Below are 24,552 nucleotides of genomic sequence, written 5' to 3'. Positions count from 1 at the left end.
TGACTTTAAATTTGAGGCAACTCATTTTTTTGTTCAAGCGGCACCAAGGTCCGCAGTCACAAAACCGACCAACATGGAGACACCGATATGACCCATACCCCCCTGCGTCGCGCCCTGATGGGCACCGCCGCGCTGCTGGCCCTGCCCGCCAACGCCATGGCCGCCGAGGATCTGAACGCCCTCGTCTGGTGCGATCATACCGATTCCGCGCTGATCCAGCCCTTTGAGGAAAAGCACGGGATCCGCGTGAACCTGCGCGAATACGAGGGCACCGCGACCGCGCTGGCCCTCTTGGAGCAGTCGCGCCCCGGTGACTGGGACGTTCTGGTGATCGACGGCATTGACGTGCCGCGCGCCGTCGAGGCGGGGCTGATGGCCGAGCTTCCGGCGGACGAGCTGCCCACCGCAGATTTCTGGCCGGGAGTTGCGATGAAGGATCAGGTGACAATGGACGGCAAAACCTACGCCGTGACCGAGAAATTCGGCTACAACACCATCTCGTTCAACTCCGACAAGGTCGACGCTGCCGACATGCAGGATCTGAGCACGGTCTGGAGCGACAAGTACAAGGACCGCATTGCCGTCTATGACTATTACCTGCCCGTCATGGGCCTTGCCGCCATCGCGAATGGCAAGGAGACGGCGAGCCTCACGGCGGATGATCTGCCCGCGCTGAAAGAAACACTCTTCACCATGAAGGAAAACGCCCGCTCGGTCGGCGAAGTCGTTGCCAGCCAGACCGCGCTTGCTACCGGTGAGGTCGATATCGTGGTCGGCGGCGGCGAATGGCTGACGGCGGTTCTGGCCGAAGAGCAGCCCGAGTTGACTTGGACAATTCCCGATCAGGGCGCTGTGCGCTGGTCGCAGGCCATCGGCGTTCTGGAGACGAGCGAAAACAAGGACATGGCCACCGAATTTGTCAAATATATCACCAGCCCCGAGGGCCAGGCGCGCCTCGCCACCTCCTCCTGCTACTGGGGAATGCCGGCGAATGAAAAGGCGGGCGAGCATCTTTCGGACGCGCAAAAGGATGTGCTGCGTTGGGACGAGCAAGGAGACTATCTGGCCCGCGCGCAGCTCTACCCTGCCCCCGATGCCGAGCTTGATGGCGCGATGCAGGACGTCTGGCTGGAAATGCTTCAGCACTGATGGCTGGCAAGGACACCATAGGCGGCTGGGGCTTCGTCGCCCCGGCCCTTTTGTGGACGCTGGCCTTCTTCGTCGTCCCCTTCGGCGTCATGGCGGCGATGAGCCTTGCCACGCTGGAGGGGCGCGAGCTGATCTGGGGCTTCAGCTTCGACAATTACGCGCGGCTCTTCGGGCAGAGCTATCTGCTCCGCGCGATCATGGTGTCGCTGGAAATCACCCTGACGGTCACTGTTGTCTCGATCCTGCTGGCCTATCCGCTGGCCTGGATTATTGCCTACCGCGTGCCCGAACGCTGGCAGCGGCTGGCGCTGCTGCTCGCCATCCTGCCCTTCTGGACATCCTATGTGGTCCGCTCCTACGCATGGCTCCTGGTGCTGTCGCGCGAGGGGGTCATCAACCAGACGCTTCTCGGCCTCGGGATCATCGGCGAGCCGCTCACGCTGGCCTCGACCCGCTTCGCCACGGTCACCGGCTTCGTGCATTTCTTCGTCATGCTGCTGACGCTGACGATCTACGCCAACCTCGTACAGCTGCCGCCCAACTATCGCCGGGCCGCCGTGGATCTGGGCGCGTCGAGCTGGCAGGCCTTCCGCCATGTGATCCTGCCACTGACCCTGCCCGGCATCATGACCGGCGCCTTCCTGACCTTCGTTCTGTGCATCGGCGACTACATCACCCCCCAGATCCTGGGCGGCAATAATGAACTGACAGGCCCGCAGATCATCATGGTGCAGCTGGGGCGTGGGGCGAATTTCCCGCTGGCCGCCGCAATGTCGATCGTGCTGATGGGCCTCGTCACGCTGGCCTATCTGGCCGCCTCCCGCTGGCTAAGGATCGACCGGCTATGACACGCTCGCTCCCTTGGATCTACATGGCGCTGGCCTATGGTTTCATCTTCCTGCCGGTGGTGACGCTCGTCCTCTTCTCGTTCCAAGATGGCCGCCTGCCGGTGCCGCCCTTCAACGGGCCGACGCTGAAATGGTATGCGGATGTGTTGGGCGACGATCGCCTGATGTCCGCCCTGCTCAACTCGCTGCTGGTCGGAGCTGGCTCCGCCGCGATTTCCTGCATCCTCGGCTTTCTCGCGGCCTATGGCCTTGCGCGCCACGTCCTGCCGGGCAGCGCCCTGATGCGCGGGCTGCTCATCGCCCCGATGACGGTCAGCTACCTCATCATCGGCCTCGGCCTTCTGATCGTTTTCAACAATTACGGCCCCGGCCCGTCGCTCTATGCCGCCGCCGTTGGCCATGTCGTTATCAACCTGCCGCTGGCCTTTGCCATCATCTATGCGTCGATGGGCGCACAGCAGGAGAATGCCGAGCGCGCGGCGCGCGATCTGGGCGCGTCCGAATGGCGCGTGCTGGCGCTGGTCACCGTGCCGATGCTGGCGCCCGCAATCCTCGCGTCGTTCTTTTTGTGCCTCACGCTCAGCTGGGACGAATTCATCATCGCGTTCCTCATGACGCGCTTCGACGTGACCCTGCCGGTCGAAATCTGGAGCCTTCTGCGCTCGGGCCTCTCGCCGCGCACGAATGCGATCGGCAGCCTCGTCTTCCTCGTCTCGGTCGCGCTGGTGATCGGCCTCGAACTCTTCATCTTCGGAAGGAAACGCCGTTGACCGCCTCCATCTCGATCCAAGCCGTCAGCCATGATTTCGGCACCTTCCGCGCGCTCGACGACATCACTCTCGAGATCGAGGCGGGCGAATACATCGTCCTGCTCGGCCCCTCGGGTTGCGGCAAGACCACGCTTTTGTCGACGCTGGGCGGCTTCATAGACCCGACGCGCGGCAAGGTTCTAATCGGCGGGCGCGACATGACGCATGTCGCCCCGGCCAAGCGCCCGACGACGACGATGTTTCAGGATTATGCGCTCTTCCCGCATATGACGCTCCGCGACAATGTCGGCTTCGGTCCGCGCATGGCGGGTGTGGCCAAGGCCGCGCGCAATGCCAAGGCCGAGGAACTTCTGGACCTTGTCGGCCTCAAGGATGCCGCGTCAAAGCGCCCCTATGCCCTCTCGGGTGGTCAGCGTCAGCGCGTGGCGCTTGCCCGCAGCCTTGCGGTCGATCCTGACGTGCTGCTGCTGGACGAGCCGCTGGGCGCGCTGGATCTCAAACTGCGCCGCGCGATGCAGGACGAGTTGAAGCAGATCCAGCGCAAGGTCGGCACGACCTTTGTCCATGTCACCCACGATCAGGAAGAGGCGATGGCCATCGCCGACCGCATCGTGGTGATGAATGGCGGCCGGATCGAGGATTGCGGCCCGCCCGACCGGATTTATCGTCGGCCCGGCTCGCTCTTTGCCGCCGGCTTCATGGGCGAGATGAACCGCATTCCCGGAACGCGCAAGGGCGACAGGATCGAGACCGCAGTGGGCGCCCTGCCTGCCCCCGACGAGGCGCCGCAAGGCAAGCTCACGCTTTGCCTGCGCCCCGAGCAACTCGGAACCGACAAGGGCGCGTGGGACATGGGAAAGGCGCGGATCATTGACGCCGCCTTTTTCGGCACGCATTTCCGCTGCCACCTGGCGCCCGAGGCCGCGCCCGCCATGGCGCTGATCGCGCATCTGCCGCCAAACGCCCGCCCCGAGGCGGGCAGCACCGTTACCCTTTCGGCGGACCCTGCCGATCTCAGCATCTTCGAGGCCAAAAAATGAAGCGCGCACGTCCCGAAGACTGGTACCGCGTCGAGAAGCGCAGCCATGACGTCACCTATATCTGCGAGCCGCATATCGAGGAGTTCTATCGCTGCAACATGTGGCACGTCCGGGGCCGCGATCGCGACATGCTGGTCGATAGCGGCATGGGCGTCGTCTCCTTGCGCGAATGGGTGCCTATCGTCACCGAGCGCGACCTGACCGCCGTGGCCAGCCACACGCATTTCGATCACATGGGCTGCCATCACGAATTCGAGGATCGCTGCGTGCATGAGGCCGAGGCGCATATCCTCAGCCATCCCACCAATGCCGCGACGCTGGCCGATCCGTATGTCACCGACGAGATCTTCACCCAGCTTCCGCCCCTGCCCTACAGCTCGGAGAGCTACCGCCTGAAATCCGCGCCCGCGACGCGGCTTCTGGCCGATGGCGACATGATCGATCTGGGCGACCGCGCCTTCGAGGTGATCCACACACCCGGCCATTCGCCCGGCGGCATCGCGCTCTGGGAGGCGAAGACCGGCATCCTTTTCTCAGGTGACATCGTTTATGACGGCCCGCTGATCGAGGACACCTATCACGCCGACGCCGAGGATTATCACCGCTCGATGGTGCGGCTCTACGATCTGCCCGTGCAGATCGTGCATGGGGGGCATTTTCCCAGCTACGACCGCGCGCGCCACCGCCAGATCATCAAGGACTGGCTGGACGCGCACGAGCGCCGCTGATCACATCTCGACACCGTTCTGGGCCTTGACCCCGTCATTGAACGGGTGCTTGACCAGCGTCATCTCGGTCACCAAATCCGCCGCCGCGATCAGCTCGGGCTTGGCGCTGCGGCCCGTGAGGCAGACATGGGTCATCGCGGGCTTCTGCGTCAGCAGGAAGTCGACCACCTCGTCGATATCGAGGTAATCATAGCGCAGCGCGATATTGATCTCGTCGAGCAGGACGAACTGAATCTCCGGGTCGAGGATCTGCTCCTTGGCGATCTTCCAGCCGTTCTGCGCGGCGGCGATATCGGCCTCGCGGTCCTGCGTCTCCCAGGTGAAGCCCTCGCCCGAGACGAAGAAACGGCATTCCTCGCTGAACCGCTCGCGCAGGAGCGTCTTCTCGCCCGTGACCCACGTGCCCTTGATGAACTGGACGACCGCGCAGGGCATGCCGTGCCCGATGCAGCGCATGATCATGCCGAAGCCCGAGGACGACTTGCCCTTGCCATCGCCGGTATGGACCATGATCAGGCCCTTTTCCTCGGTCTTGTGCTTCATCAGCGCGTCACGCTGCGCCTTGATGCGCTTCATCTTCTCATTGTGGCGGGCGTTGATATCGTCGGTCATTGCGGCATTACCTTTGGCAAGAAATCGGCCCGCCAGAGGTGTCACCTCGGGCGGGCCGCGTCAATCTTATCCGGCTATGATCAGGCGAACCACCAGCGGTGATAGCCGCGCGCGCCGTCCAGCTCCCACACGGCGGCGATATCGTCGTCATGCATGACGTTGTCGCGCCGCGCCGAGGTGCGGTTGCGGAAGAAGGGAATGATCGTGCCGCCATCGTCGCGGCAAAGCATCTGCATCTCGGCATACATCTCGGAGCGCAGCGCATCATCGGTCTCGGCTTTCGCTTTCAGCAAAAGCTCGTTGAAACGCTCGTTCTCCCAATGGCTCTCGTTCCAGTCTGCGCCCGCCTTGTAGGCGAGCGAGAACATCACGTCGGGCGTGGGCCGCGCGGCCCAGGACACGACGCAGAACGGCTTTTTCAGCCAGACATTTGACCAGTAGCCATCGACCGGTTCCTGATTGACCTGGATGTCCAGACCGGCGGGCCGGGCCTGCTCGGCAAAGAGCGCGCACATGTTGACCGCGCCCGACAGGATCGCGTCATTGACCGAAATCTCGACCGAGAGCGTGTCATGGCCTGCCTGTTTCAGATGGTAACGCGCCTTGTCGAGGTCTTGCTCGCGCTGGGGCAGATCGGCGTGATAGGGCATGGTGGGTCCGATGGGATGGTCATTGCCCACGATGCCGCGACCGAAAAGGATCTTGTCCACGATCTCCTGCCGACCGATGGCGTGCTTGAGCGCGAGACGCACATTCACGTCGTCGAAGGGCGCCACATCGCAGAACATCGGCATGGTGATATGCGTGCCCGAAGGCACATCGTCGAGGATCACGCCCGGCGCCTGCGCAAGCCGGTCAGCGGTTTTCAGGTCCACATCGGTCACCGCGTCCACATCGCCCGTGACGATGGCGGCCTGACGCGCGTTGGGATCATTGAGGACCGTCATCCGCACCTCATCGAACCACGCGCCCTCATCTGCACGGTGCCAGCCATCATGGCGCACGAAATCGGCTCGAATGCCGGGCGAGAATTCGGTGACCTTGTAGGGGCCGCAGCCGATGCCGTTTTCCCATTCGATCCCGCCATCGGGCTTGGCGGGCTGAATGGTCAGGTGGAAGTCCGAAACCAGATAAGGCAGATCGGCATTGCCGGCGTCCAGCTCGAAGATCACGGCATGATCGCCATCGGCGCGCACATCGGTGATGCCCGCCATCAGCGGCTTGGCCGCCGAGGCCGAATTCTCGGCCAGATGATACATCATCGAGGCCACGACATCGGCCGAAGTCACCTTGCGCCCGTCATGGAAGGTAGCACTCGTCGCCAGCTCGAAACGCCACTCGGTCGCGTCGTCCTTGGTCGCCTCCCACGAGGTGGCCAGGTCGGGGCCAAGATCGTTGGTGTTGGTGATCTCGGTCAGATACGAGCGCACGACATGGTTCGCGTGGATCATCAGAATGCTCTCCGTCGTGGCCGGATCCCATGTGTCGGTCGAGCTGCCATCATGCACGCCCACGCGGAACACACCCCCGCGCTTGGGCGCGGCGCGGGCAGGCCCGGCCCAGCCAAGTGGCAGCGCGGCGCCCAGACCGACGGCAGCGCCCCCCGCCAGCAGGCTGCGGCGGCTGGGACCAGTCTGAGTGTTGTGCGGGGGCAAGGCGGGGCGGCGGTATGAGTGGCTCATATGTCTGTCCTGATGCTCAGTGAGTGATTGACTTTGAGACTAGGTCAGCCCCCGCCCGCGTCCACCTTGGGCGTGCGCTTTGCCGCTCCAGACGCCTGATGCCCATTTTTTAGGCGCCTCCGGACCTACGCCTCATTTTTAGGCAGCCATCACGAAAACCTGCCCGAAATCCCGTCCGGCTTCTTACGCTGCATCGCAGAAATTGCCAGCGTCGGGCGACGTGCAGCCCAATGCACGCCCAACCGGAGAGGAATTTCGTGAAACTGATCATAGCAACGATCAAGCCGTTCAAGCTGGACGAGGTGCGCGAGGCGCTGACCGCCATCGGCGTGCGCGGCATGATGGTGACCGAAACCAAGGGCTTTGGTGCCCAGTCGGGCCACACAGAGATTTACCGCGGCGCCGAATACGCCGTCAATTACGTCCCGAAGATCAAGCTGGAGATCGCCGTCGCCTCGTCCATGGCCGATCAGGTCTGCGACACGATCATCCAGACGGCCCGCACCGGCAAGATCGGTGATGGCAAGATCTTTGTGCTGGACCTGGCCCATGCGGCGCGCGTGCGCACCGGCGAAACGGGTGAGGACGCGCTGTGACGCGCCGCCCTGATGACACTGCAATTCAAACGGACAGGAAAATGAACATATCATTCACGAGTAAACTGGGCCTCGCCGCGGCGCTGATCGCACTGCCCCAAATCGGCCTCGCGCAGGACGCGGACACGACGCCGACCAATGCCGATATCGGCTTTATCTTCAACACGTTCATGTTCCTCGTCGCGGGTTTCCTGGTGTTCTTCATGGCCGCCGGTTTCGCGATGCTCGAGGCGGGCCTCGTGCGCAGCAAGAACGTCACGATGCAGCTTCTCAAGAACGTCTCGCTCTTCTCGCTCGCGTCGATCTTCTACTATGTGCTGGGCTACAACCTGATGTATCCCGGCGATGGATGGTCGATCACGGGTGTGCTGGGCGCGTTTTCCTTCGCGGGGATGGAGCCCGTGGGCCTCGAGGGTGCCGAGCCGGACCTGACCTATGCGTCAGTCGGATCGGACTTCTTCTTTCAGCTGATGTTCTGCGCGGCGACCGCCTCGATCGTGTCGGGCGCGCTGGCCGAGCGGATCAAGCTCTGGCCCTTCCTCGTCTTCGTCATCCTGCTGACCGCCGTGATCTATCCGATCCAGGCCAGCTGGAAATGGGGCGGCGGCTTCCTTGACGGCATGGGCTTCCAGGACTTCGCGGGCTCGACCGTGGTGCATTCGGTGGGCGGCTGGGCCGCGCTCACGGGCGCCATCATCCTCGGGCCGCGTCTGGGCCGCTATGGCAAGGACGGGCGCGTCACGCCCTTCCCCGGCTCGAACCTGGCGATTGCCACGCTTGGTATGTTCATTCTGTGGCTGGGCTGGTTCGGCTTCAACGGCGGTTCACAGCTTTATATGGATACCGCGGGCAACGTGGCCGATATCAGCCGCATCTTCGTCAACACCAACGCGGCTGCTGCGGCCGGGGCTGTCGCCGCGCTGATCCTGACGCAGGTCATGTACAAGAAGCCTGACCTTACCATGGTGCTGAACGGCGCGCTTGCCGGCCTCGTGTCGATCACCGCCGAGCCGCTGACGCCCGGCCTTGGCATGGCGACGCTGATCGGTGCCGTGGGCGGTGTCATCGTGGTCTTCGCGGTCCCCATGCTGGACAAGATGAAGATCGACGACGTCGTCGGCGCTATCCCGGTCCACCTCTTTGCGGGGATCTGGGGCACGATCGCGGTTGTCTTTACCAATGACGCGGCCAATATCGTGACGCAGCTTACCGCCATCGTGGTCGTCGGCGCCTTCGTCGTCGTCGCCTCGGGCATCGTCTGGCTGATCCTCAAGGCCACGATAGGCCTGCGGGTGGACCAGGAGGCCGAGATCAACGGCCTCGACATGGCCGAACTGGGCATGGAAGCCTATCCCGAGTTCCACAAGGGCTGAGTCCTTCACAATCGACACGCCAAGAGCGCCCGGCAGATCCTGCCGGGCGCTTTTTCGTCGGATAAAGGTGAAGAATAGTGGTTGAGCATATCCGATTGGAAACCATCGGCTTGCAACATGGTAGCCTCAAGGACCGCCGCCCACTTTGGCGGACGTCCGCTCGGCGCCCATCGCGACGGTCGATCCCGCCAAAGCTGCTGCAGAGGCCGTCAGTTGGTCATAGCCCGAAGCTGCCACGACGTACCCAGAAGTCACGGCTTGAGGGGGCGAGCCAGCGGGGCTGACCCCATTCAAGCCGACTGACAGGAAAAAGTTGAAGCCTCCCAAGCCGCCAAATCAAAACGCCTCTCTTGGGAAGCATCCAGCTTGCGCTCAACATTTGCCACGCTATCGCGGCAGAGTGCTCGTCAGCCATGCGCCAATCTTGACAGGATCTTCATATGTCAATGCGACTTCGAGTTCTGGAAGAACTCCTCGTTTTGGGCTCGGTGCCGACAATTGAACTGACAATGGGGGGCACTTTCGATAGCGGCCAGGATCACGCCCCAGCGGTCGACGGTGATTGCAAAAAGGCAAACTCGCAGTAAGACTTTCTGGGGTGCCGAAAATCCGGGCCATATGAAGGGCGGTGCAGAATAATGGGAACCGGCGTCAGCTCCACTTTCCCGGCTTTGCGAGACGTCGCGGCGGACCCACCGCTCGCCCTCTCTTACCTCCCAGGTCAAGGCGACACGCTCGTCATCAGCCTCTCAGGTGTCGGAACCAAGCGTTCGGAGCAGCCGCCGCTTGAATTCTTCAAGCTGGCGTCTCAGGCCGGGCAGAACCACGTTCTTTTTGTTTCGGATGCGTCGAGAAGCTGGATGAACGGTCCGGGACTCGCGCGGCAAATAGTTGCTGCGATCGAAGAGACAGCCGATCGATCGAACGCCACTCGAATCGTTGCACTTGGCAATTCGATGGGTGCCACGATGGCTCTGCACTTGGCAGGGCTGACACGGATCGACACCGTGATCGCCTTTGTGCCGCAATTCTCGGTTCATCCAAACCGCATGCCCAAAGAGAAACGCTGGAGTTTCTTCCGAAAGCAGATCAAGGACTGGCCATTCGATGCCATCACCGACCTGCATGCCGACAAGGCTGACATCAGGATTTTCCACGGCGGAAGTCCTGACGAGAGGATACATCTCGACCACTTCCCGAGAGACCCGAGGGCAAAGCACTTTGTTTTTCCGGATATGGATCACAAGCTTGCTTTCCGGCTCCACAAAGAAAGAAAGCTGGAACGTATCGTTGAGCATGCAATTGCGGGAAGGCCCTGGAAACTTCATCGTGCGGTAGAAGACTCTGGTGGTATGCTACGCGAGACCTTCGACCAAACGCTGCCGCAAGGAATATAGTCGGCCGCCTAATCGGGTAGAGGACGCCACACAGTGATCGCGCGAGGGTTCTGGACAAACGACCGGCTGCTATGTCGGCCTGCAGCGCCGACATAGCAGTTCCGCCTCCCAAAAAAATAGGGGGTGTCCGCAAACCGTGTTGGTGAGCTTCGTGATTTCTTGAAAAGGCTTATATCACTTCGCCTTTCCAGCGCAGGATGCCCTTGCTACACCACCACTTTCGCAGTTTTCTCAATGCTCTCGGCAAGCTAAACCCAGCCCAGATCGAGGATGCACAGACGAAGATCTGTGATCTCCGGCGCAAAACGGAGGTTATTTCAGAGATCGAATCACGGACAAACCAGGAACGCAAGTGTCCGTTCTGCGGCGACGACCGGCGCCAGAAATGGGGCCGCACACGGACCAAGGTTCAGCGTTATCGTTGCAACGGCTGCGAGAAGACCTATTCCGGTCGAACTGGGAGCGCCATCGGCCGCATCCATCGCCCTGACCTGTTCATGGAGGCGCTGAGGGATATGTTGGGCAGCTCCGCGCCGCAATCGGTCCGCAAGCTCGCAAAGCAGCTTGACCTCAATAAATACACGGTCTGGCGCTGGCGTATGCTGGTTTTCTCGATCATCGGGAGTAGCATCTCATCGACGAATTTCTCCGGGATCATCGAGGCAGACGAGACCTACCAGCGGGAGTCTCGAAAGGGATCGCGCGAGTGGGTCCGTCATTTCGCTGATCCGCAGAATGTCCTTCAGCCGCCGCGTCCGCGATGGGAGGATTTCACGACGCAAGGATTGAAGATGATGCGCGGTCTTTCGAGGTGGCAGCTCCCCGTTCTCACCGTCGCTGACCGTGGCGGTTCTCTTCTGTTCCAGCGGCTACCGAACCGCAAAAGCGCGACGGTGGAGCGCGCAATGAGACCCTTGGTTCCGGGTGATGCCGTGCTGTGTTCGGACGGTGGCAACGACTACAAAATCCTTGCCGCGGCACGAGGTATCGAACATTTCCTGGTGGGCAGCAGGCCCGGAACACGCGTTGCCGCAGGCTGCTATCACATCCAGAATGTGAACTCTCTTCACGCCCGCTATGGTGCCTTCATCAAGCCGTTCTGCGGTCCGGCCACCAAGAACCTGGCCGGCTATATTCGATGGCTGGAGGTGCGGCTGGCAGGGGTGCGGCCCGCAGATGTCATTCGACTGTCGTAGGAGGCGACCGCCCTTTCAGGCTGTTCGCGATTTCCGCGCTGCCATCTATGGAACTATGTCCAGTGCATCCAATCGTTGGGGATCTCTCTATTGCCGCTTCATCCCGAACCTCAAGCCTCGCGAAGCAAAGCGACCATTGCTGCGGTGCTCGCTCATAGCATCGTCTTCAGTGTGCCAATACTTGGTCTCTTGACATACTTAGCAGGCATCGAGATTCGCCCGCTTGAAATCGCGACGCTGATCTGCCTGGCTCTCACTCCAGGAATGCCTGCCTCGACCGCCGTTCTTGCTATCGGCCTGCGTCGCAAGGGCTTCACACCTGAAAAAATGCTTCCGTCATGCTTGCTTTCCGGGGTAGCTCTCGTGATCTCGAGCGCATTTTTTCATCTTGCATTCTGGCCCCTGCTCGGCGAGCACTACTACGATCTGCCCGAACTTGCGATGATCTTAACTGTGATTTCGGCCGTACTTCTCCCGGTGGTGCTCCTCGCCACCTTCGCCCTTCATCGAACCTGGATATGGTTCGCCAGCCAGGCAAAGATGCCAAACTGAACTCGATCGGTAGGCCGAGGCGATATCGACCAACACGAATTGCGGACACCCCCAAAAAATATCTCTCTCCACCGCATTGCAGAGGTTTGCAAACGCCGCCACCGCGCCTATATTAATCGTGTCCCTTCGGGGACTATGGACATAAACGCGCTCGTAATAAGCGGATCGGACCCGGGGGCGGTACCCGGCGACTCCACCAATCACCCTTCGTTTGGGGGCAGATCGGGGTCGAAACAGGATCGACGAACGTCTAAAGGGGTTATGCTTTGTCTCGGCGGGGTGCCACCGTATCGGCCCGAAAAGTACAATTGCAAACGACAATCGTGCTCCGGTTGCTCTGGCCGCGTAAGCGGTTCGAGGAATCGAAACCTAAGTCCTTGCGCCTAGCAGCGTAAGGCGGGGTTCGCAGGCACCTGGCAACAGAAGCCTGCACTTACATCCCCTCCGTCACCCGCTGTCACATTAGTTTTGCGTCGCCGCGCGTTGACACCGGCGACTGGCGGATCAACCCTGCGACAGTCGTGTCAAAGGCGGGGCTTCACATGCAGATCAGCACTCGCGATTTGACCGCGACCTTCGCGCGCATCGGCCTGCTGTCCTTTGGCGGGCCTGCCGCGCAGATCGCGCTCATGCAATCCGAGCTGGTCGAGCGGCGCGGCTGGCTGGAGCAGCGCCAGTTCCTCGGCGCGCTCAGCTTTTGCATGCTGCTGCCCGGTCCCGAGGCGATGCAACTGGCCACCTATGCCGGCTGGCGCCTGCGCGGCGTGACTGGCGGGCTGATCGCCGGGCTGCTCTTCATCGTGCCGGGGGCCATCGCCATTCTCGCGCTGGCGCTGGCCTATGCGATCTGGGGCGATGTGCCGCTGGTGGCGGCGCTTTTCAGCGGGGTAAAGGCGGCTGTCCTGATCATCGTGGCGCAAGCGCTGTGGCGGCTGGCGGGCCGCGCGCTGGAAGGTCCGGCGCAGCGCGTGCTGGCGGTGCTGGCCTTCGCCGCGATCTACATGGCCGCCCTGCCCTTTCCGGCCGTCATCGCCGCCGCTGCGGCCTGGGGCGCATGGGCCGCGCGCAGCGCGCCGCATGCAGCCGCGCCCCCCATCCAGCCGGGCCAGACCATACGCACGGGGCGCACGATTGCCATCTGGGGCGCGCTCTGGGCCGCGCCCGTCCTTGGCGCCTATGCGGCGGGCGCCAGCTTCCTAGCCGCCATTGCCGCTTTTTTCAGCAAGCTGGCGGTCGTCACCTTCGGCGGAGCCTATGCGGTGCTGGCCTACATGACCCAGACCGTCACGCAGACCCACGGCTGGATCAGCGCCGATCAGATGATCGATGCGCTGGGACTGGCCGAGACCACACCCGGCCCGCTGATCCTTGTCACGCAATTCGTCGCCATGCTGGCAGGCTTTGGCGAGGGAGGCATTCCCATGGCCCTCGCGGCAGGCGCGATGGCACTCTGGGTCACATTCGTGCCCTGCTTTTTATGGATATTCGCCGGCGCGCCCTATCTGGAGCGGGCGCTGGCGCAGCCGCGCCTGCGCGGCGCGCTGGCGGCGATCTCGGCGGCGGTGGTCGGCGTCATTGCCAACCTCTCGCTCTGGTTCGGCCTGCACGTGCTCTTTGGCCGCGTGTTGCAAGGCCCGCTGGGCGCCTATCCCGACCTCGCCACGCTCGATCCGGGCGCGGCCGGGCTGACGGTGCTGGCGGCGCTGCTGCTGGTCGGAATGCGCCTGCCCATGCTACCCGGCCTGGCCCTGATGGCGGCGGCAGGCGGGCTGCTGCACGCGATCATATGAGGGCGCGCCGGGCCTTTTACTTTCGCTCGAATCCCTTATTGTGAATTCAAGGTATAACGGGGGCCGAGGATGTCTCGCACGATCGAATATGGAAATCTGATGCACCGCGCCATGCGCGGCCTCATTCAGGAGGTTCTGGAGGACGTTCAGGAGAACGGACTGCCGGGCGCGCATCATTTCTTTATCACCTTCGACACGAACCACCCGGAGGCCGCCTTGGCCGACTGGCTGAAACAGCGTTATCCCAACGAGATGACCGTTGTCATGCAGCACTGGTATGACAATCTGGAGGTCGGCGACGATGGCTTCGGCATCACGCTGAACTTCGGGGATGCGCCCGAAAACCTCTACGTGCCCTACGATGCGATCCAGACTTTCGTCGATCCCTCTGTCGAATTCGGCCTGCGGTTTGAAACCCAGACTAAGGATGAGGAAGAGGGCGACGACGACGAAGAGGACGTGGCCGAAATGCCCAAGGGCAGCGGCGATATCGTCAGCCTCGACAGCTTTCGCAAGCATTGAGCGCGGGCGGCGCTGCGCCTTCTGGCCGTTGAACTTTCCGCAGCGTTCGCTAAGACAGGGGCAAACCTGACCAAGGAGCGCCCGAATGAGCCGGACCGAGATGACGACCCGCACCGAAACCGACAGCTTTGGCCCCCTGGAGGTCCCGAGCGAGAAATACTGGGGCGCGCAAACGCAGCGCTCGATCATCAATTTTCCCATCGGATGGGAGCGTCAGCCCATCGCAATCGTCCGCGCCCTCGGCGTGATCAAAAAGGCCTGCGCGCAGGCCAACAAGGAAAGCGGCAAGCTGGACGAGGCGCGCGCCGATGCCATCATCGAGGCGGCAAGCGAGGTCATCACCGGCGATCTCGACGACAACTTTCCGTTGGTCGTGTGGCAGACCGGTTCGGGCACGCAGTCCAACATGAACGCCAATGAGGTCATCGCCAACCGCGCGATCGAGATCATGGGCGGCACCATCGGCTCCAAGGATCCGGTGCACCCCAATGACCACGTCAATATGGGCCAGTCCTCCAACGACACTTTCCCCACTGCGATGCATATCGCCGCCGCGATGACCGCCCATGGCGTCACCCTGCCGGGGCTGGAGAAGTTGCAGGACGCGCTGGAGGCGAAGTCCAAGCAGTGGGCGCATATCATCAAGATCGGGCGCACTCACACGCAGGACGCGACGCCCCTGACGCTGGGTCAGGAATTCTCGGGCTACACCCACCAGGTTGCGATGGGGATCGAGCGCATCCATAGCGCACTCGAGCGCATCTACGAGCTGGCGCAGGGCGGCACAGCCGTCGGCACCGGCCTCAACACCTCAAAAGGCTGGGGCGAGACCGTAGCGGCCAACATGGCCGAGATCACCGGCCTGCCCTTCGTCACCGCCCCTAACAAGTTCGAGGCGCTGGCGGCGCATGACGCGATGGTCGAAATCTCGGGCGCGCTGCGCGTCGTTGCCGGCTCGCTCTTCAAGATCGCCAATGACATCCGCTTCCTCGGCTCCGGCCCCCGCTGCGGTCTGGGCGAGCTGATCCTGCCCGAGAACGAGCCGGGCAGTTCGATCATGCCGGGCAAGGTGAACCCCACGCAATGCGAGGCGCTGACGCAGGTCTGCGCGCATGTCATGGGCAATGACGCCGCCGTCGGTTTTGCCGGCAGCCAGGGGCATTTCGAGCTGAACGTCTACAAGCCCATGATGGCCTATAACGTGCTGCAATCCATGCAGCTTCTGGGCGATGCGGCCTCAGCCTTCACTGACAACCTCGTCGACGGCCTTCAGGCCGACGAGACGCGCATCGACAAGCTGATGCGCGAGTCGCTGATGCTGGTCACCGCGCTGGCGCCCGAGATCGGCTATGACAACGCCACCAAGGTCGCCAAGACCGCGCACAAGAACGGCACAACACTGAAGGAAGAGGCCATTGCGCTCGGCTTCGTGGACGCGGAAACCTTCGACCGTGTCGTGCGACCCGAAGACATGGTCGGGCCCAAGTGAGCGAGACGCCCATCAACCTGAACCGCGCGCGCAAGACCCGCGCGCGGGCCAAGGCCAAGGCAGAGGCGGATGAAAACGCCGTCCGCTTTGGCCGCACCAAGGCGCAAAAGGCTGTGGAGCGGGACGACACCGAGCGGGCCAGACGCAACTTCGAGGGGCATGAACGCGCCGATCCCGAAAACGAATGACCGAGCGTCCGGTCAAACACTCGCTCACCCTGCGCGGGCACCGAACCTCCGTCACGCTCGAGCCGGATTTCTGGACCGCCTTCCGCGCAATCGCCGCCAGCACCGGCACGCCGATCAACGCACTCGCCGCCCAGATCGACGCCGAACGCGGCCCCGATCTGGGCCTCGCCTCGGCTATTCGTCTCTACGTGCTGCGCCACTATCGCGCAGCGGCGGAAAAGGGCCACGACTGAGCGCGGCACATGGACAGACCGGCCTTGCGCAGGCATGTTGGCCCGGCGCTTCCAACAAAAGGCCCCAAGCCACCGTGACAGCCCTGACCCTCGCCAAGCCCGACGATATCGACCGCCTCATGCCGCTGGTCACCGCCTTCCACGCCGAAGAGGGTATCACGCTGGGTGAGGACCTGCGCCGCGAGGCTCTACTGCCGCTGCTCGAAGGCTCTCCGCACGGGGCAATCTACATCGTCGGCCCGCCCCGCGCGCCCATCGGCTATGCGGCGGTCAGTTTTGGCTGGTCGATCGCCTTTGGCGGGCTCGACGGCTTTCTTGACGAGATCTACATCCGCCCCGGCGTGCGCGGACGCGGCATCGGCAGCGAAGTGCTGAACGCGCTGCCCAAGGCCCTGGGATCGGCGGGCATGAAGGCTATCCACCTCGAGGTTCACGAAAGCAACGCGAAGGCGCGCGCGCTCTACGCCGCGCTGCGTTTCGAGGCGCGCGATGGCTATGCGCTGATGTCGCGCATGCTGTGAGAGCCGCTTCCGGGGCGCTGTCCCGGACCCCGGAGTGTTTTCGGAACGATGAAAGGCAAAGGGCGCCCTTTGGTTCTTTCTTGGTAAAATCACACATGGCGCACTGCCAGCCCTTTCGTGGGGCATTGGCGCGGGGGCAAAGCGGGCCTATATCGAGGCCATGACGCATACTGATATCCCCTTCGACAACACCTACGCGGCGCTGCCTGCGACATTTTATGCACGGCAGAAACCCTCGCCCGTCGCCACGCCACGGCTGGTGACGGTCAATCGCTCCTTGGCGGGCGAGCTTGGCCTCACCCTGGGCAGTGACGATGAGCTGGCCGAGATTTTCAGTGGCAACCGGGTGCCGCGGGGCGCCGAGCCGATCGCTCAGGCCTATGCGGGCCACCAGTTCGGAGGATTTTCCCCCCAACTGGGCGACGGGCGCGCTGTTCTTTTGGGCGAGGTCGTCGACCGCCGGGGCATACGGCGCGATCTGCAGCTCAAGGGGTCGGGGCGCACACCCTATTCGCGCAGCGGCGACGGCCGCGCCTGGCTGGGTCCGGTCTTGCGCGAATATGTCGTCAGCGAGGCGATGCATGCGCTTGGCATTCCCACCACGCGCGCGCTGGCCGCCGTCCGCACGGGCGAGCGGATCCGCCGCCAAGAGGGCGCGATGCCCGGCGCGGTGTTGACCCGCGTCGCTTCAAGCCATCTTCGGGTGGGCACGTTCGAGTTTTTCGCGGTGCGCGGTGATGTGGGCGCGATCCGGCAACTTTATGACTATGCTCGCGCTCGCCACTATCCGGATGCGGGCGATCCTGCCGAATTCCTGCGGGCGGTGATTGCCCGGCAGGCAGCCCTGGTGGCACAGTGGATGGGGATCGGTTTCATCCACGGCGTGATGAACACTGACAACACCTCGATCTCGGGCGAGACGATCGATTACGGGCCATGCGCCTTCATGGATCGCTTTCACGCCGATCAGGTCTTCAGCTCGATCGACGCGCATGGGCGCTATGCCTATTCCAATCAGGCGCATGTCATCGTGTGGAACATGGCCCAGCTGGCCACCGCCCTCGTGCCGCTGATGCCTGATCAGGACGCGGCGGTGGCCGATTTCACCGCCGCCGTTCATACGATGCCGAAACTGATCGAGGCCGAGTGGCTGCGCGCCTTCGGCACCAAGATCGGCCTCGCCGCGCCCGAGGGCGATGACTACACGCTGATCTACGACCTGCTGTCGCTGATGCAACAGGACGGTGCGGATTTCACCAACACATTCCGGGCGCTTGGCGAGGGGACGGCCGAGGCGGAGTTCACCGATGCAGCCGCGTTTTCCGCCTGGCACGAGCGTTGGATCGCGCGCACGCGGCGCGAGGATGGCTGGCGCGCAAGGATGCAGGCCGCCAATCCGGTCTTCATCCCGCGCAACCACCGGATCGAGCAGATGATCGACGCCGCCGTTGAAGGGGATGACGCGCCCTTTCATCGCCTGCTCCACGTGCTGTCGCGGCCCTTTGAGGCGCAGCCGGATGCAAAAGATCTGACCCGGCCCCCGGCGCCGGACGAGATCGTCGCGCGGACCTTCTGCGGCACCTGAGCGCCGACCTATTGGCCCTTGCAGCGCTGCTATCAGGTTGCCAACTCGTCTTTTTTTGAGCATGGCTTGCATCTTGCGCATCATGTGCGCGGCACACGGAGGCACGCCATGACCATCCTGCAAATCACCTCGGCCCTGATCGTCCTTGCCGGCGCGTTCGGCGCGATCAACTATCTGTTCCTCAGGCTGCCCTCGTCGATCGGCATCATGGTCGTCGCGCTGGCCGCATCCTTCGCGCTTCTGGGCGTCGACGCCCTGGCCCCGGATCTGGGCATTGCAGACGCCTCACGGAGGATCGTGACTGGCATCGATTTCTCGGACGCGCTGCTGGAAGGGATGCTGGGTCTTCTGCTGTTTGCGGGGGCGCTGCATGTCAAGACATCCGACCTGCGGGCGCAATGGCTGCCTGTCGTGCTGATGGCGACGATCGGGGTCGGCCTCAGCACCGTGGTGATCGGCGCCGCTTTTAGCTGGATGACAGGGATGCCCATCATCATCGCGCTGGTCTTTGGTGCGCTGGTCTCGCCCACCGATCCGGTTGCCGTTCTGGGCGTGCTGCGCGAGGCGGAGCTGCCCCGCTCGCTCGAGACGCAGATCGCAGGCGAGTCGCTCTTCAATGATGGGGTGGGCTACGTCGTTTTCCTGGTCCTGGTCGGGATTGCCTTTCCATCGGGCGACCATCATGGCGGCGGGGGCGTCGCCGGGGCGGCCACACTCTTCCTGCGCGAGGCGCTCGGCGGCGCGGTTCTGGGCATCGTTCTGGGCTGGCTTGTCTTTCGCGTGATGCGCCTGATCGACGACTACTCGCTCGAAGTGCTGCTGACACTGGGCCTTGCCTTCGGAGGCTATGAACTGGCCGTTTATCTGGAGGTATCTGCGCCGATCATGGCGGTCTGCGCGGGTCTTCTAATCGGGGATGTTGGCGCAAAACACGGGATGAGCGACGAGACGCGCCGCTATGTCGATGCCTTCTGGAAGCTGATCGACGAGATCCTCAACGCCGTCCTCTTCCTGATGATCGGGTTCGAGGTATTCGCCGTGGCCTTCGGCGCCGATTACCTGCTGGCCGGCGCCGGCGCGATCGGTATCGCACTGCTCGGGCGGCTCATCGCCGTGGCCGTGCCGGTCTACACGCTCAAACCGTTCCGCAGCTTTGATAGCGGGGTGGTCCGCATCATGACATGGGGCGGTCTGAAAGGCGGCATCTCGGTCGCGCTGGCTCTCAGCCTGCCCACCAGCGAATGGAGCCCGCTGATCCTGACCGCGACCTACATGGTCGTCGTCTTTTCGATCATCGTGCAGGGGCTGACGGTGGCCCCGCTGGCGCGCAAGGTGACGCGGCAGCCCGATTTGCTGTAGGCGCAAGCTGACCGCGCGGGTCAGCACACAGCTTCCGAGCCTTGGGCTCCATCAACCATGCAACCGCCGCCGGGGCGGCGATTGCAAGTGTCTTCAACTGAGTGATCAGGCCGCGTTGCTGCGGGCGCCGCCACCACCGCCGCCACGACGACGCCGGGGCTTGGATGCGGCACCGCCGCCTCCGCCGCCCGGCTTGCCGCCGCCGCCACGGCGGCGACCAGCCCCATTGCCACCGCCACGGTTCGGCTTGGCCTTGGGATCGGGCAGCTCTTCCCATGCGCGGCCAGAAGCCACGGGGATCGAAAGGCCCATGACCTTCTGGATATCCTTCAGCTCGCCCATCTCGTCCGGCGCGCAGAAGGCGATGGCCGCGCCATCCTTGCCCGCGCGGGCCGTGCGGCCGATGCGGTGAACGTAATTCTCCGGCACATTGGGCAGATCGAAGTTGTAGACATGCTTGACGTCCGGGATGTCGAGGCCGCGCGCGGCGACATCCGTCGCCACCAGCACTTTGACCTGACCGTCGCGAAATGCCTTCAAAGCACGCTCACGCTGGCCCTGGCTCTTGTTGCCGTGGATCGCGGCAACGGAAAAGCCCGCGCTTTCCAGCTTGCGCGCCAGCTTGTCCGAGCCGTGCTTGGTGCGGCCAAAGACCAGCGCCAATTCGCCCTTGTGCTTGGCCAGAAGCTCGACCAGCAGGTTGGGCTTTTCCGCCTTGGCGATAAAATGCACGGCCTGCGTCACCTTGTCGGCGGCCTTGCCCGGAGGGCTGACCTGCACCTTCTTGGGGTGGGTCAGGTAGCTGCCGGCGATCTCTTCCATCTGCTTGGGCATGGTGGCGGAAAAGAGCATCGTCTGACGCTCTTTCGCCAGTAGAGCCGCAATCTTGCGCAGATCATGGATGAAACCCATGTCCAGCATCTGGTCCGCCTCGTCCAGCACCAGAAAGCGTGTAGCGTCGAGGCGGATGGCACGACGGTCGATGAGGTCCAGCAGACGGCCCGGCGTCGCCACCAGGATATGCGTGCCCTTTTCCAGACGCGCGATCTGCGGGTTGATGGACGAGCCGCCGACGACCACGTTGATCTTCATCGGCGTGTCCTTGACCAGCGGCAGAAGGGTCTCGCGGATCTGGTTCGCCAGCTCGCGCGTCGGCGCAAGGATCAGGCTGGTCGCGGTGCGCGGCTTCGGCCGCTCGTCGTTTTCCATCATCTGCGCGATCAGCGGCAGGCCAAAGGCCGCCGTCTTGCCCGTGCCCGTCTGGGCGAGGCCCATGACGTCATTGCCGTCCAGCGCATAGGGAATCGCGTGGGTCTGAATGGGCGTGGGCTCGGTGATGCCCATATTGCCCAGCTTGCGGACCAATACGGGCGGAAGGCCCATTTCTTCGAATAGGTTCAAAATCTTATCCTTTCGGACATGGGACTGCCCCATGCCGTTTTCCAGGCGCAAAAGGCCCGTGCGTCGGGGCGGCATCATGCCTGCCCCCTGCGGTGGTTCCGCCAAGGCCCTGACGCACAGGCGGAATTGCCCGTTGCGCCGATCCGGCGGCTGGCCCCACGCGTGATATTGGGATCATTCTCGCGGCATTTCTGTAACTGGGGGCGGCCATCTGGGCGGCCCGGCTGCTCACGCGGCAGGAAATGTCGTTAGGGGGTAGATGGACGCGGCGTGCGCGAAAGTCAACCTTTGCCACGCGGGCGAGGCCATGAGCGGTGGAAATCCGAACCGCCGCGCGCTAACAAAGGGGTCACGAGAGCCACGCGGATAGCCCCATGACCGACACCATTACCGATCGCTGCGAGGCGCGCGGCCTGCGCATGACCGGCCAGAGGCGCATCATCGCCGCCGTTCTTGAGGAGGCCGATGACCACCCCGATGTCGACGAGCTTTACGCCCGTGCCTCGGCGCGCGACCCTAAAATCTCCATCGCGACGGTCTACCGCACCGTCAAGCTGTTCGAGGAAAGCGGCATTCTGGACAAGCTGGAATTCGGCGATGGTCGCGCGCGCTATGAAGATGCCGAGCGGGGCCATCACGACCACCTGATCGACCTCGAGACCGGCGATGTCATCGAATTCTTCGACCCTGAGATCGAGCGCCTGCAGGAAAAGATCGCAGCCCGCCTCGGCTACAAGCTGAAGGGCCACAAGATGGAACTCTACGGCCGCCCGCTCAAGAAGCGCTGACCGGCGGCGCGCCGCCGGTCACGTCATGGCCATAGATCCAGTCGAACTGGTCCATCATGCGGCGCGGCGCAAGCGCACCACCAAGTTTAAGTGATAGATGAGCTGTGGCGCGTAGTGGCTTGAAACTCAAATGATACTTCCAGGCATTCCCATTTGCCGCCTCGACCACACGGCGCGCCCTGTCCTGCCGGGCCGCCTGATAGGCGGTAAGCGCGGCGGGCAGGTCCGGCGCGTCATTGAGGGACGCGGCCAGCACCCAAGCATCCTCCAGCGCGAGGGACGCGCCCTGCGCCATGAAGGGGAGGGTCGGATGCGCCGCATCGCCAAGGATGGTGAGCCGCCCCTGCCCCCAGACCGGCGCGACAGGGTGACGAAAGAGGCCCCATTTCCCCACGCTCTGCACCTTGGACAGCATGGCCTGCGCATCGGCGCCGAAATCCGAAAAGCGCGCGCGCAGATCGTCCGGATCACCCGCCGCGCTCCAGCTTTCCTCGGACCAGCCTGCACGCTCCTCGATGGCGACAAGGTTCAGCAGCGTGCTGCCGCGCAGCGGGTAGCTGACCAGATGCCGGTGCGGCGCCATATGCACGCGCGCCTCATGCGCTCGGCTGCCATCATGCGGCACCACCGCGCGCCACGCGACCTGCCGGGTGAAAAACGGCGCGAGCGTGCCGTTCAGCGCGCGGCGCACCACCGAATGCAGCCCATCTGCACCGATCACCAGATCGGCGTCCAGCGCGGCGGGGTCCGTGATACGCGCGCCCAGGGCAATCTGCACGCCTACATCCAATGCGCCCTTGTGCAGAATGTCGATCAGATCCGCGCGGTGCAGGAACCAGTAGTCGCGCGAGGCCAGCTGCGTCAGATCCAGCCGCACCACCTGCCCGCGCCGATAGTCATGCAGCGCGACTGCATTGCCCTGCACCCCGGCGGCGCGCACCGCGTCGCCCAATCCGAGTGCACGCAGAACGGCGAAGCCGTTGGGCGATGTCTGCAGACCCGCACCGACCTCGGCAATCTCGCCCGCCTGCTCATGCACCGTCACGCGCGCGCCGCGCAAAGCGCAGGCCCGGGCGGCGGCCAGCCCGCCGATGCCCGCGCCGATGATTGCGATGGTGAGGCCCTGCATATCCATGCCCTTAGATCATACGAAAAACGCCGGAGCGAAAGCCCCGGCGTCTAAAATTTCTCGCGTCTGCCCAGCGATCAATCGTCGCGGTGCACTTTCTCGCGTCGCTCGTGACGCTCTTGCGCCTCAAGGGTCATGGTGGCGATGGGACGCGCGTCCAGCCGCTTGAGGCTGATCGGATCGCCGGTCATCTGGCAATAGCCGAACTCACCCTCGTCAAGGCGGCGCAGCGCTTGGTCGATCTTGGCGACCAGCTTGCGCTGGCGGTCGCGGGTGCGCAACTCAAGTGCGCGATCCGTCTCTTCACTGGCGCGGTCGGCGACGTCGGGGATGGCACGGGTGCCGTCCTGAAGCGCCTCGATCGTGTCACGACTGCCGGCCAGCAGATCCTCGCGCCAATCCATCAACTTGCGACGGAAATATTCTTGCTGGCGCTCATTCATGAAGGGCTCGTCTTCGACGGGCCGGTAATCGTCGGGCAGGAAAACTTCGGCTTTCAAGCGTTGATCCTCTTTATTTTCAAGGTCCAAGGCGTCAGGATGCTGTGTCATCTGGCTCCCCCTCGGCCTGCGTTTACTGCAAGCGGCGGCTCTTGTCACTACACGAATTCGGACCGCATTGAACGAAAGGGACCCTCAAGCTATGGTCTGCCTCGATCCCAGTGAACTCTGCCGCGAAAAGGTTTGAAAGCATTATGAAATTCGAAGGAACCGACAGTTATGTCGCCACCGATGACCTGACGGTGGCGGTCAATGCCGCTGTCGCGCTAGAGCGGCCCCTGCTGGTCAAGGGCGAGCCCGGCACCGGCAAGACCGAGCTTGCGCGGCAAGTGGCCTCGGCGCTTGGTCTGCCGATGATCGAATGGAACGTCAAATCGACCACCCGCGCGCATCAGGGCCTTTACGAGTATGACGCCGTCTCGCGCCTGCGCGACAGCCAGCTGGGCGATGCGCGCGTCCATGATATCACCAATTACATCCGCCCAGGTAAGCTGTGGCAGGCGTTTGCCGCCGGAGAGCGCGTCGTGCTTTTGATCGACGAAATCGACAAGGCGGATATCGAGTTTCCGAACGATCTGTTGCAGGAACTCGATCAGATGGAATTTCACGTCTACGAGACGGGCGAGACGATCCGGGCCAAGCATCGCCCCATCGTCATCATCACATCGAACAACGAAAAGGAATTGCCCGACGCGTTCCTGCGCCGCTGCTTTTTCCACTACATCCGCTTTCCCGACATGGAGACGATGCGCCGGATTGTCGAGGTGCATCATCCCGGCATCAAGGATGCGCTGCTGACCACCGCCTTGACGCAGTTCTACGAAATCCGCGATCAGCAAGGCCTCAAGAAGAAGCCGTCGACCTCCGAAGTGCTGGACTGGCTCAAGCTGCTTCTGGCCGAGGATCTGACGCCCGAGGATCTCAAGCGCAATGGCGCGGATGCCCTGCCCCGGCTGCATGGCGCGCTGCTGAAGAACGAGCAGGACGTGCATTTGTTCGAGCGTCTCGCCTTCATGGCGCGGCGCGGCGGATGAGGCGCGGCGGATCCCGGTCTGCGATTGCGGGTCCGCGCCGCGTGCCGCAAAATTGTCTCAAATGCACCTT

The 24,552-nt window shown here is 63.2% G+C and carries 25 protein-coding genes and 1 other RNA gene; 21 read left to right on the top strand and 5 right to left on the bottom strand.

The features are described from left to right. Positions 1-87 precede the first annotated feature (87 nt). The 5 genes from ACEWPL_RS01910 to ACEWPL_RS01890 are packed head-to-tail and all read left to right on the top strand — an operon-like array spanning position 88 to position 4,535. Positions 88-1,149: an extracellular solute-binding protein gene (locus ACEWPL_RS01910; protein ID WP_393934865.1), complete on the top strand. Its 1,062-nt coding sequence runs from the start codon at positions 88-90 to the stop codon at positions 1,147-1,149. Further along, a complete protein-coding gene (locus ACEWPL_RS01905) occupies positions 1,149-1,997 on the top strand; it encodes an ABC transporter permease (protein WP_393934866.1) in 849 nt (282 codons plus the stop codon). The genes ACEWPL_RS01910 and ACEWPL_RS01905 overlap by 1 nt, the downstream gene beginning before the upstream one ends. Beyond that, positions 1,994-2,767: an ABC transporter permease gene (locus ACEWPL_RS01900; RefSeq protein ID WP_393934867.1), complete on the top strand. Its 774-nt coding sequence runs from the start codon at positions 1,994-1,996 to the stop codon at positions 2,765-2,767. The genes ACEWPL_RS01905 and ACEWPL_RS01900 overlap by 4 nt, the downstream gene beginning before the upstream one ends. Next, positions 2,764-3,807: an ABC transporter ATP-binding protein gene (locus ACEWPL_RS01895; RefSeq protein WP_393934868.1), complete on the top strand. Its 1,044-nt coding sequence runs from the start codon at positions 2,764-2,766 to the stop codon at positions 3,805-3,807. Before ACEWPL_RS01900 ends, ACEWPL_RS01895 begins: the two co-directional genes overlap by 4 nt. Beyond that, a complete protein-coding gene (locus ACEWPL_RS01890; protein ID WP_393934869.1) occupies positions 3,804-4,535 on the top strand; it encodes an MBL fold metallo-hydrolase in 732 nt (243 codons plus the stop codon). Before ACEWPL_RS01895 ends, ACEWPL_RS01890 begins: the two co-directional genes overlap by 4 nt. On the opposite strand, the gene cobO is transcribed toward ACEWPL_RS01890, so the two are convergent. Together cobO and ACEWPL_RS01880 are read right to left on the bottom strand one after the other, a co-directional pair. Beyond that, positions 4,536-5,147: a cob(I)yrinic acid a,c-diamide adenosyltransferase gene (cobO, locus tag ACEWPL_RS01885; protein ID WP_393934870.1), complete on the bottom strand. Its 612-nt coding sequence runs from the start codon at positions 5,145-5,147 to the stop codon at positions 4,536-4,538. Positions 5,148-5,227: 80 nt separating this feature from the next. Next, positions 5,228-6,829 (bottom strand): ABC transporter substrate-binding protein, encoded by a 1,602-nt coding sequence (locus tag ACEWPL_RS01880; RefSeq protein ID WP_393934871.1) that lies wholly within the window; start codon positions 6,827-6,829, stop codon positions 5,228-5,230. Between the two features lie 257 nt (positions 6,830-7,086). Here ACEWPL_RS01880 and ACEWPL_RS01875 point away from each other — a divergent pair, with 257 nt between their 5' ends. The 14 genes from ACEWPL_RS01875 to ACEWPL_RS01810 all read left to right on the top strand — a co-directional run bounded on the left by ACEWPL_RS01875 (position 7,087) and on the right by ACEWPL_RS01810 (position 19,630). After that, positions 7,087-7,425, top strand: a complete 339-nt coding sequence (locus tag ACEWPL_RS01875; RefSeq protein ID WP_393934872.1) for a P-II family nitrogen regulator — start codon at positions 7,087-7,089, stop codon at positions 7,423-7,425. A gap of 41 nt (positions 7,426-7,466) precedes the next feature. Then, the gene (locus ACEWPL_RS01870; RefSeq protein ID WP_393934873.1) at positions 7,467-8,798 is read left to right on the top strand and encodes an ammonium transporter; all 1,332 of its coding nucleotides are present in this window, start codon (positions 7,467-7,469) and stop codon (positions 8,796-8,798) included. A 638-nt stretch (positions 8,799-9,436) separates the two neighbouring features. Further along, entirely contained in the window at positions 9,437-10,195 is a 759-nt protein-coding gene (locus ACEWPL_RS01865; protein WP_393934874.1) for an alpha/beta hydrolase family protein, read from the top strand. 203 nt (positions 10,196-10,398) lie between these two features. Further along, positions 10,399-11,391, top strand: coding sequence for an IS1595 family transposase (locus ACEWPL_RS01860; RefSeq protein ID WP_393934875.1), 993 nt, complete (start codon positions 10,399-10,401; stop codon positions 11,389-11,391). A 90-nt stretch (positions 11,392-11,481) separates the two neighbouring features. Next, positions 11,482-11,943, top strand: coding sequence for a hypothetical protein (locus tag ACEWPL_RS01855; RefSeq protein WP_393934876.1), 462 nt, complete (start codon positions 11,482-11,484; stop codon positions 11,941-11,943). 81 nt (positions 11,944-12,024) lie between these two features. Then, positions 12,025-12,377: a transfer-messenger RNA gene (gene ssrA, locus ACEWPL_RS01850) on the top strand. 108 nt (positions 12,378-12,485) lie between these two features. Beyond that, a complete protein-coding gene (gene chrA, locus ACEWPL_RS01845; RefSeq protein WP_393934877.1) occupies positions 12,486-13,733 on the top strand; it encodes a chromate efflux transporter in 1,248 nt (415 codons plus the stop codon). A 69-nt stretch (positions 13,734-13,802) separates the two neighbouring features. Beyond that, a complete protein-coding gene (locus ACEWPL_RS01840) occupies positions 13,803-14,255 on the top strand; it encodes an SspB family protein (RefSeq protein WP_393934878.1) in 453 nt (150 codons plus the stop codon). Between the two features lie 85 nt (positions 14,256-14,340). Next, complete coding sequence (gene fumC, locus ACEWPL_RS01835; protein WP_393934879.1) at positions 14,341-15,744, top strand: class II fumarate hydratase; 1,404 nt, start codon at positions 14,341-14,343, stop codon at positions 15,742-15,744. Continuing rightward, positions 15,741-15,932: a DUF4169 family protein gene (locus ACEWPL_RS01830; protein ID WP_393934880.1), complete on the top strand. Its 192-nt coding sequence runs from the start codon at positions 15,741-15,743 to the stop codon at positions 15,930-15,932. The genes fumC and ACEWPL_RS01830 overlap by 4 nt, the downstream gene beginning before the upstream one ends. After that, entirely contained in the window at positions 15,929-16,165 is a 237-nt protein-coding gene (locus ACEWPL_RS01825) for a ribbon-helix-helix domain-containing protein (RefSeq protein ID WP_393934881.1), read from the top strand. Before ACEWPL_RS01830 ends, ACEWPL_RS01825 begins: the two co-directional genes overlap by 4 nt. A 74-nt stretch (positions 16,166-16,239) precedes the next feature. Next, complete coding sequence (locus ACEWPL_RS01820; RefSeq protein ID WP_393934882.1) at positions 16,240-16,686, top strand: GNAT family N-acetyltransferase; 447 nt, start codon at positions 16,240-16,242, stop codon at positions 16,684-16,686. A gap of 160 nt (positions 16,687-16,846) precedes the next feature. After that, entirely contained in the window at positions 16,847-18,271 is a 1,425-nt protein-coding gene (locus tag ACEWPL_RS01815) for a protein adenylyltransferase SelO (RefSeq protein ID WP_393934883.1), read from the top strand. 108 nt (positions 18,272-18,379) lie between these two features. Then, positions 18,380-19,630 (top strand): cation:proton antiporter, encoded by a 1,251-nt coding sequence (locus ACEWPL_RS01810; protein ID WP_393934884.1) that lies wholly within the window; start codon positions 18,380-18,382, stop codon positions 19,628-19,630. A 105-nt stretch (positions 19,631-19,735) separates the two neighbouring features. Here ACEWPL_RS01810 and ACEWPL_RS01805 read toward each other — a convergent pair whose 3' ends face one another. Further along, a complete protein-coding gene (locus ACEWPL_RS01805) occupies positions 19,736-21,031 on the bottom strand; it encodes a DEAD/DEAH box helicase (RefSeq protein ID WP_393934885.1) in 1,296 nt (431 codons plus the stop codon). Between the two features lie 374 nt (positions 21,032-21,405). Here ACEWPL_RS01805 and ACEWPL_RS01800 point away from each other — a divergent pair, with 374 nt between their 5' ends. Then, the gene (locus ACEWPL_RS01800; protein WP_393934886.1) at positions 21,406-21,819 is read left to right on the top strand and encodes a Fur family transcriptional regulator; all 414 of its coding nucleotides are present in this window, start codon (positions 21,406-21,408) and stop codon (positions 21,817-21,819) included. Here the strand turns inward: ACEWPL_RS01800 and ACEWPL_RS01795 are convergent. Both ACEWPL_RS01795 and dksA read right to left on the bottom strand, forming a co-directional pair. Then, positions 21,806-22,954 carry an FAD-dependent monooxygenase gene (locus tag ACEWPL_RS01795; RefSeq protein WP_393934887.1) on the bottom strand — a complete coding sequence of 383 codons (1,149 nt, stop codon included), beginning with the start codon at positions 22,952-22,954 and terminating at the stop codon, positions 21,806-21,808. The genes ACEWPL_RS01800 and ACEWPL_RS01795 overlap by 14 nt on opposite strands. Positions 22,955-23,025: 71 nt before the next feature. Further along, positions 23,026-23,499 carry an RNA polymerase-binding protein DksA gene (dksA, locus tag ACEWPL_RS01790; RefSeq protein ID WP_393934888.1) on the bottom strand — a complete coding sequence of 158 codons (474 nt, stop codon included), beginning with the start codon at positions 23,497-23,499 and terminating at the stop codon, positions 23,026-23,028. 143 nt (positions 23,500-23,642) lie between these two features. On the opposite strand from dksA, the gene ACEWPL_RS01785 reads away from it, so the two are divergent. Next, entirely contained in the window at positions 23,643-24,482 is an 840-nt protein-coding gene (locus tag ACEWPL_RS01785) for an AAA family ATPase (protein ID WP_393934889.1), read from the top strand. Positions 24,483-24,552: the final 70 nt, after the last annotated feature.

It is taken from the genome of Roseovarius roseus, assembly GCF_043355935.2.
Lineage (GTDB): Bacteria > Pseudomonadota > Alphaproteobacteria > Rhodobacterales > Rhodobacteraceae > Roseovarius > Roseovarius roseus.
This window is presented reverse-complemented; position numbering and strand designations above follow the sequence as displayed.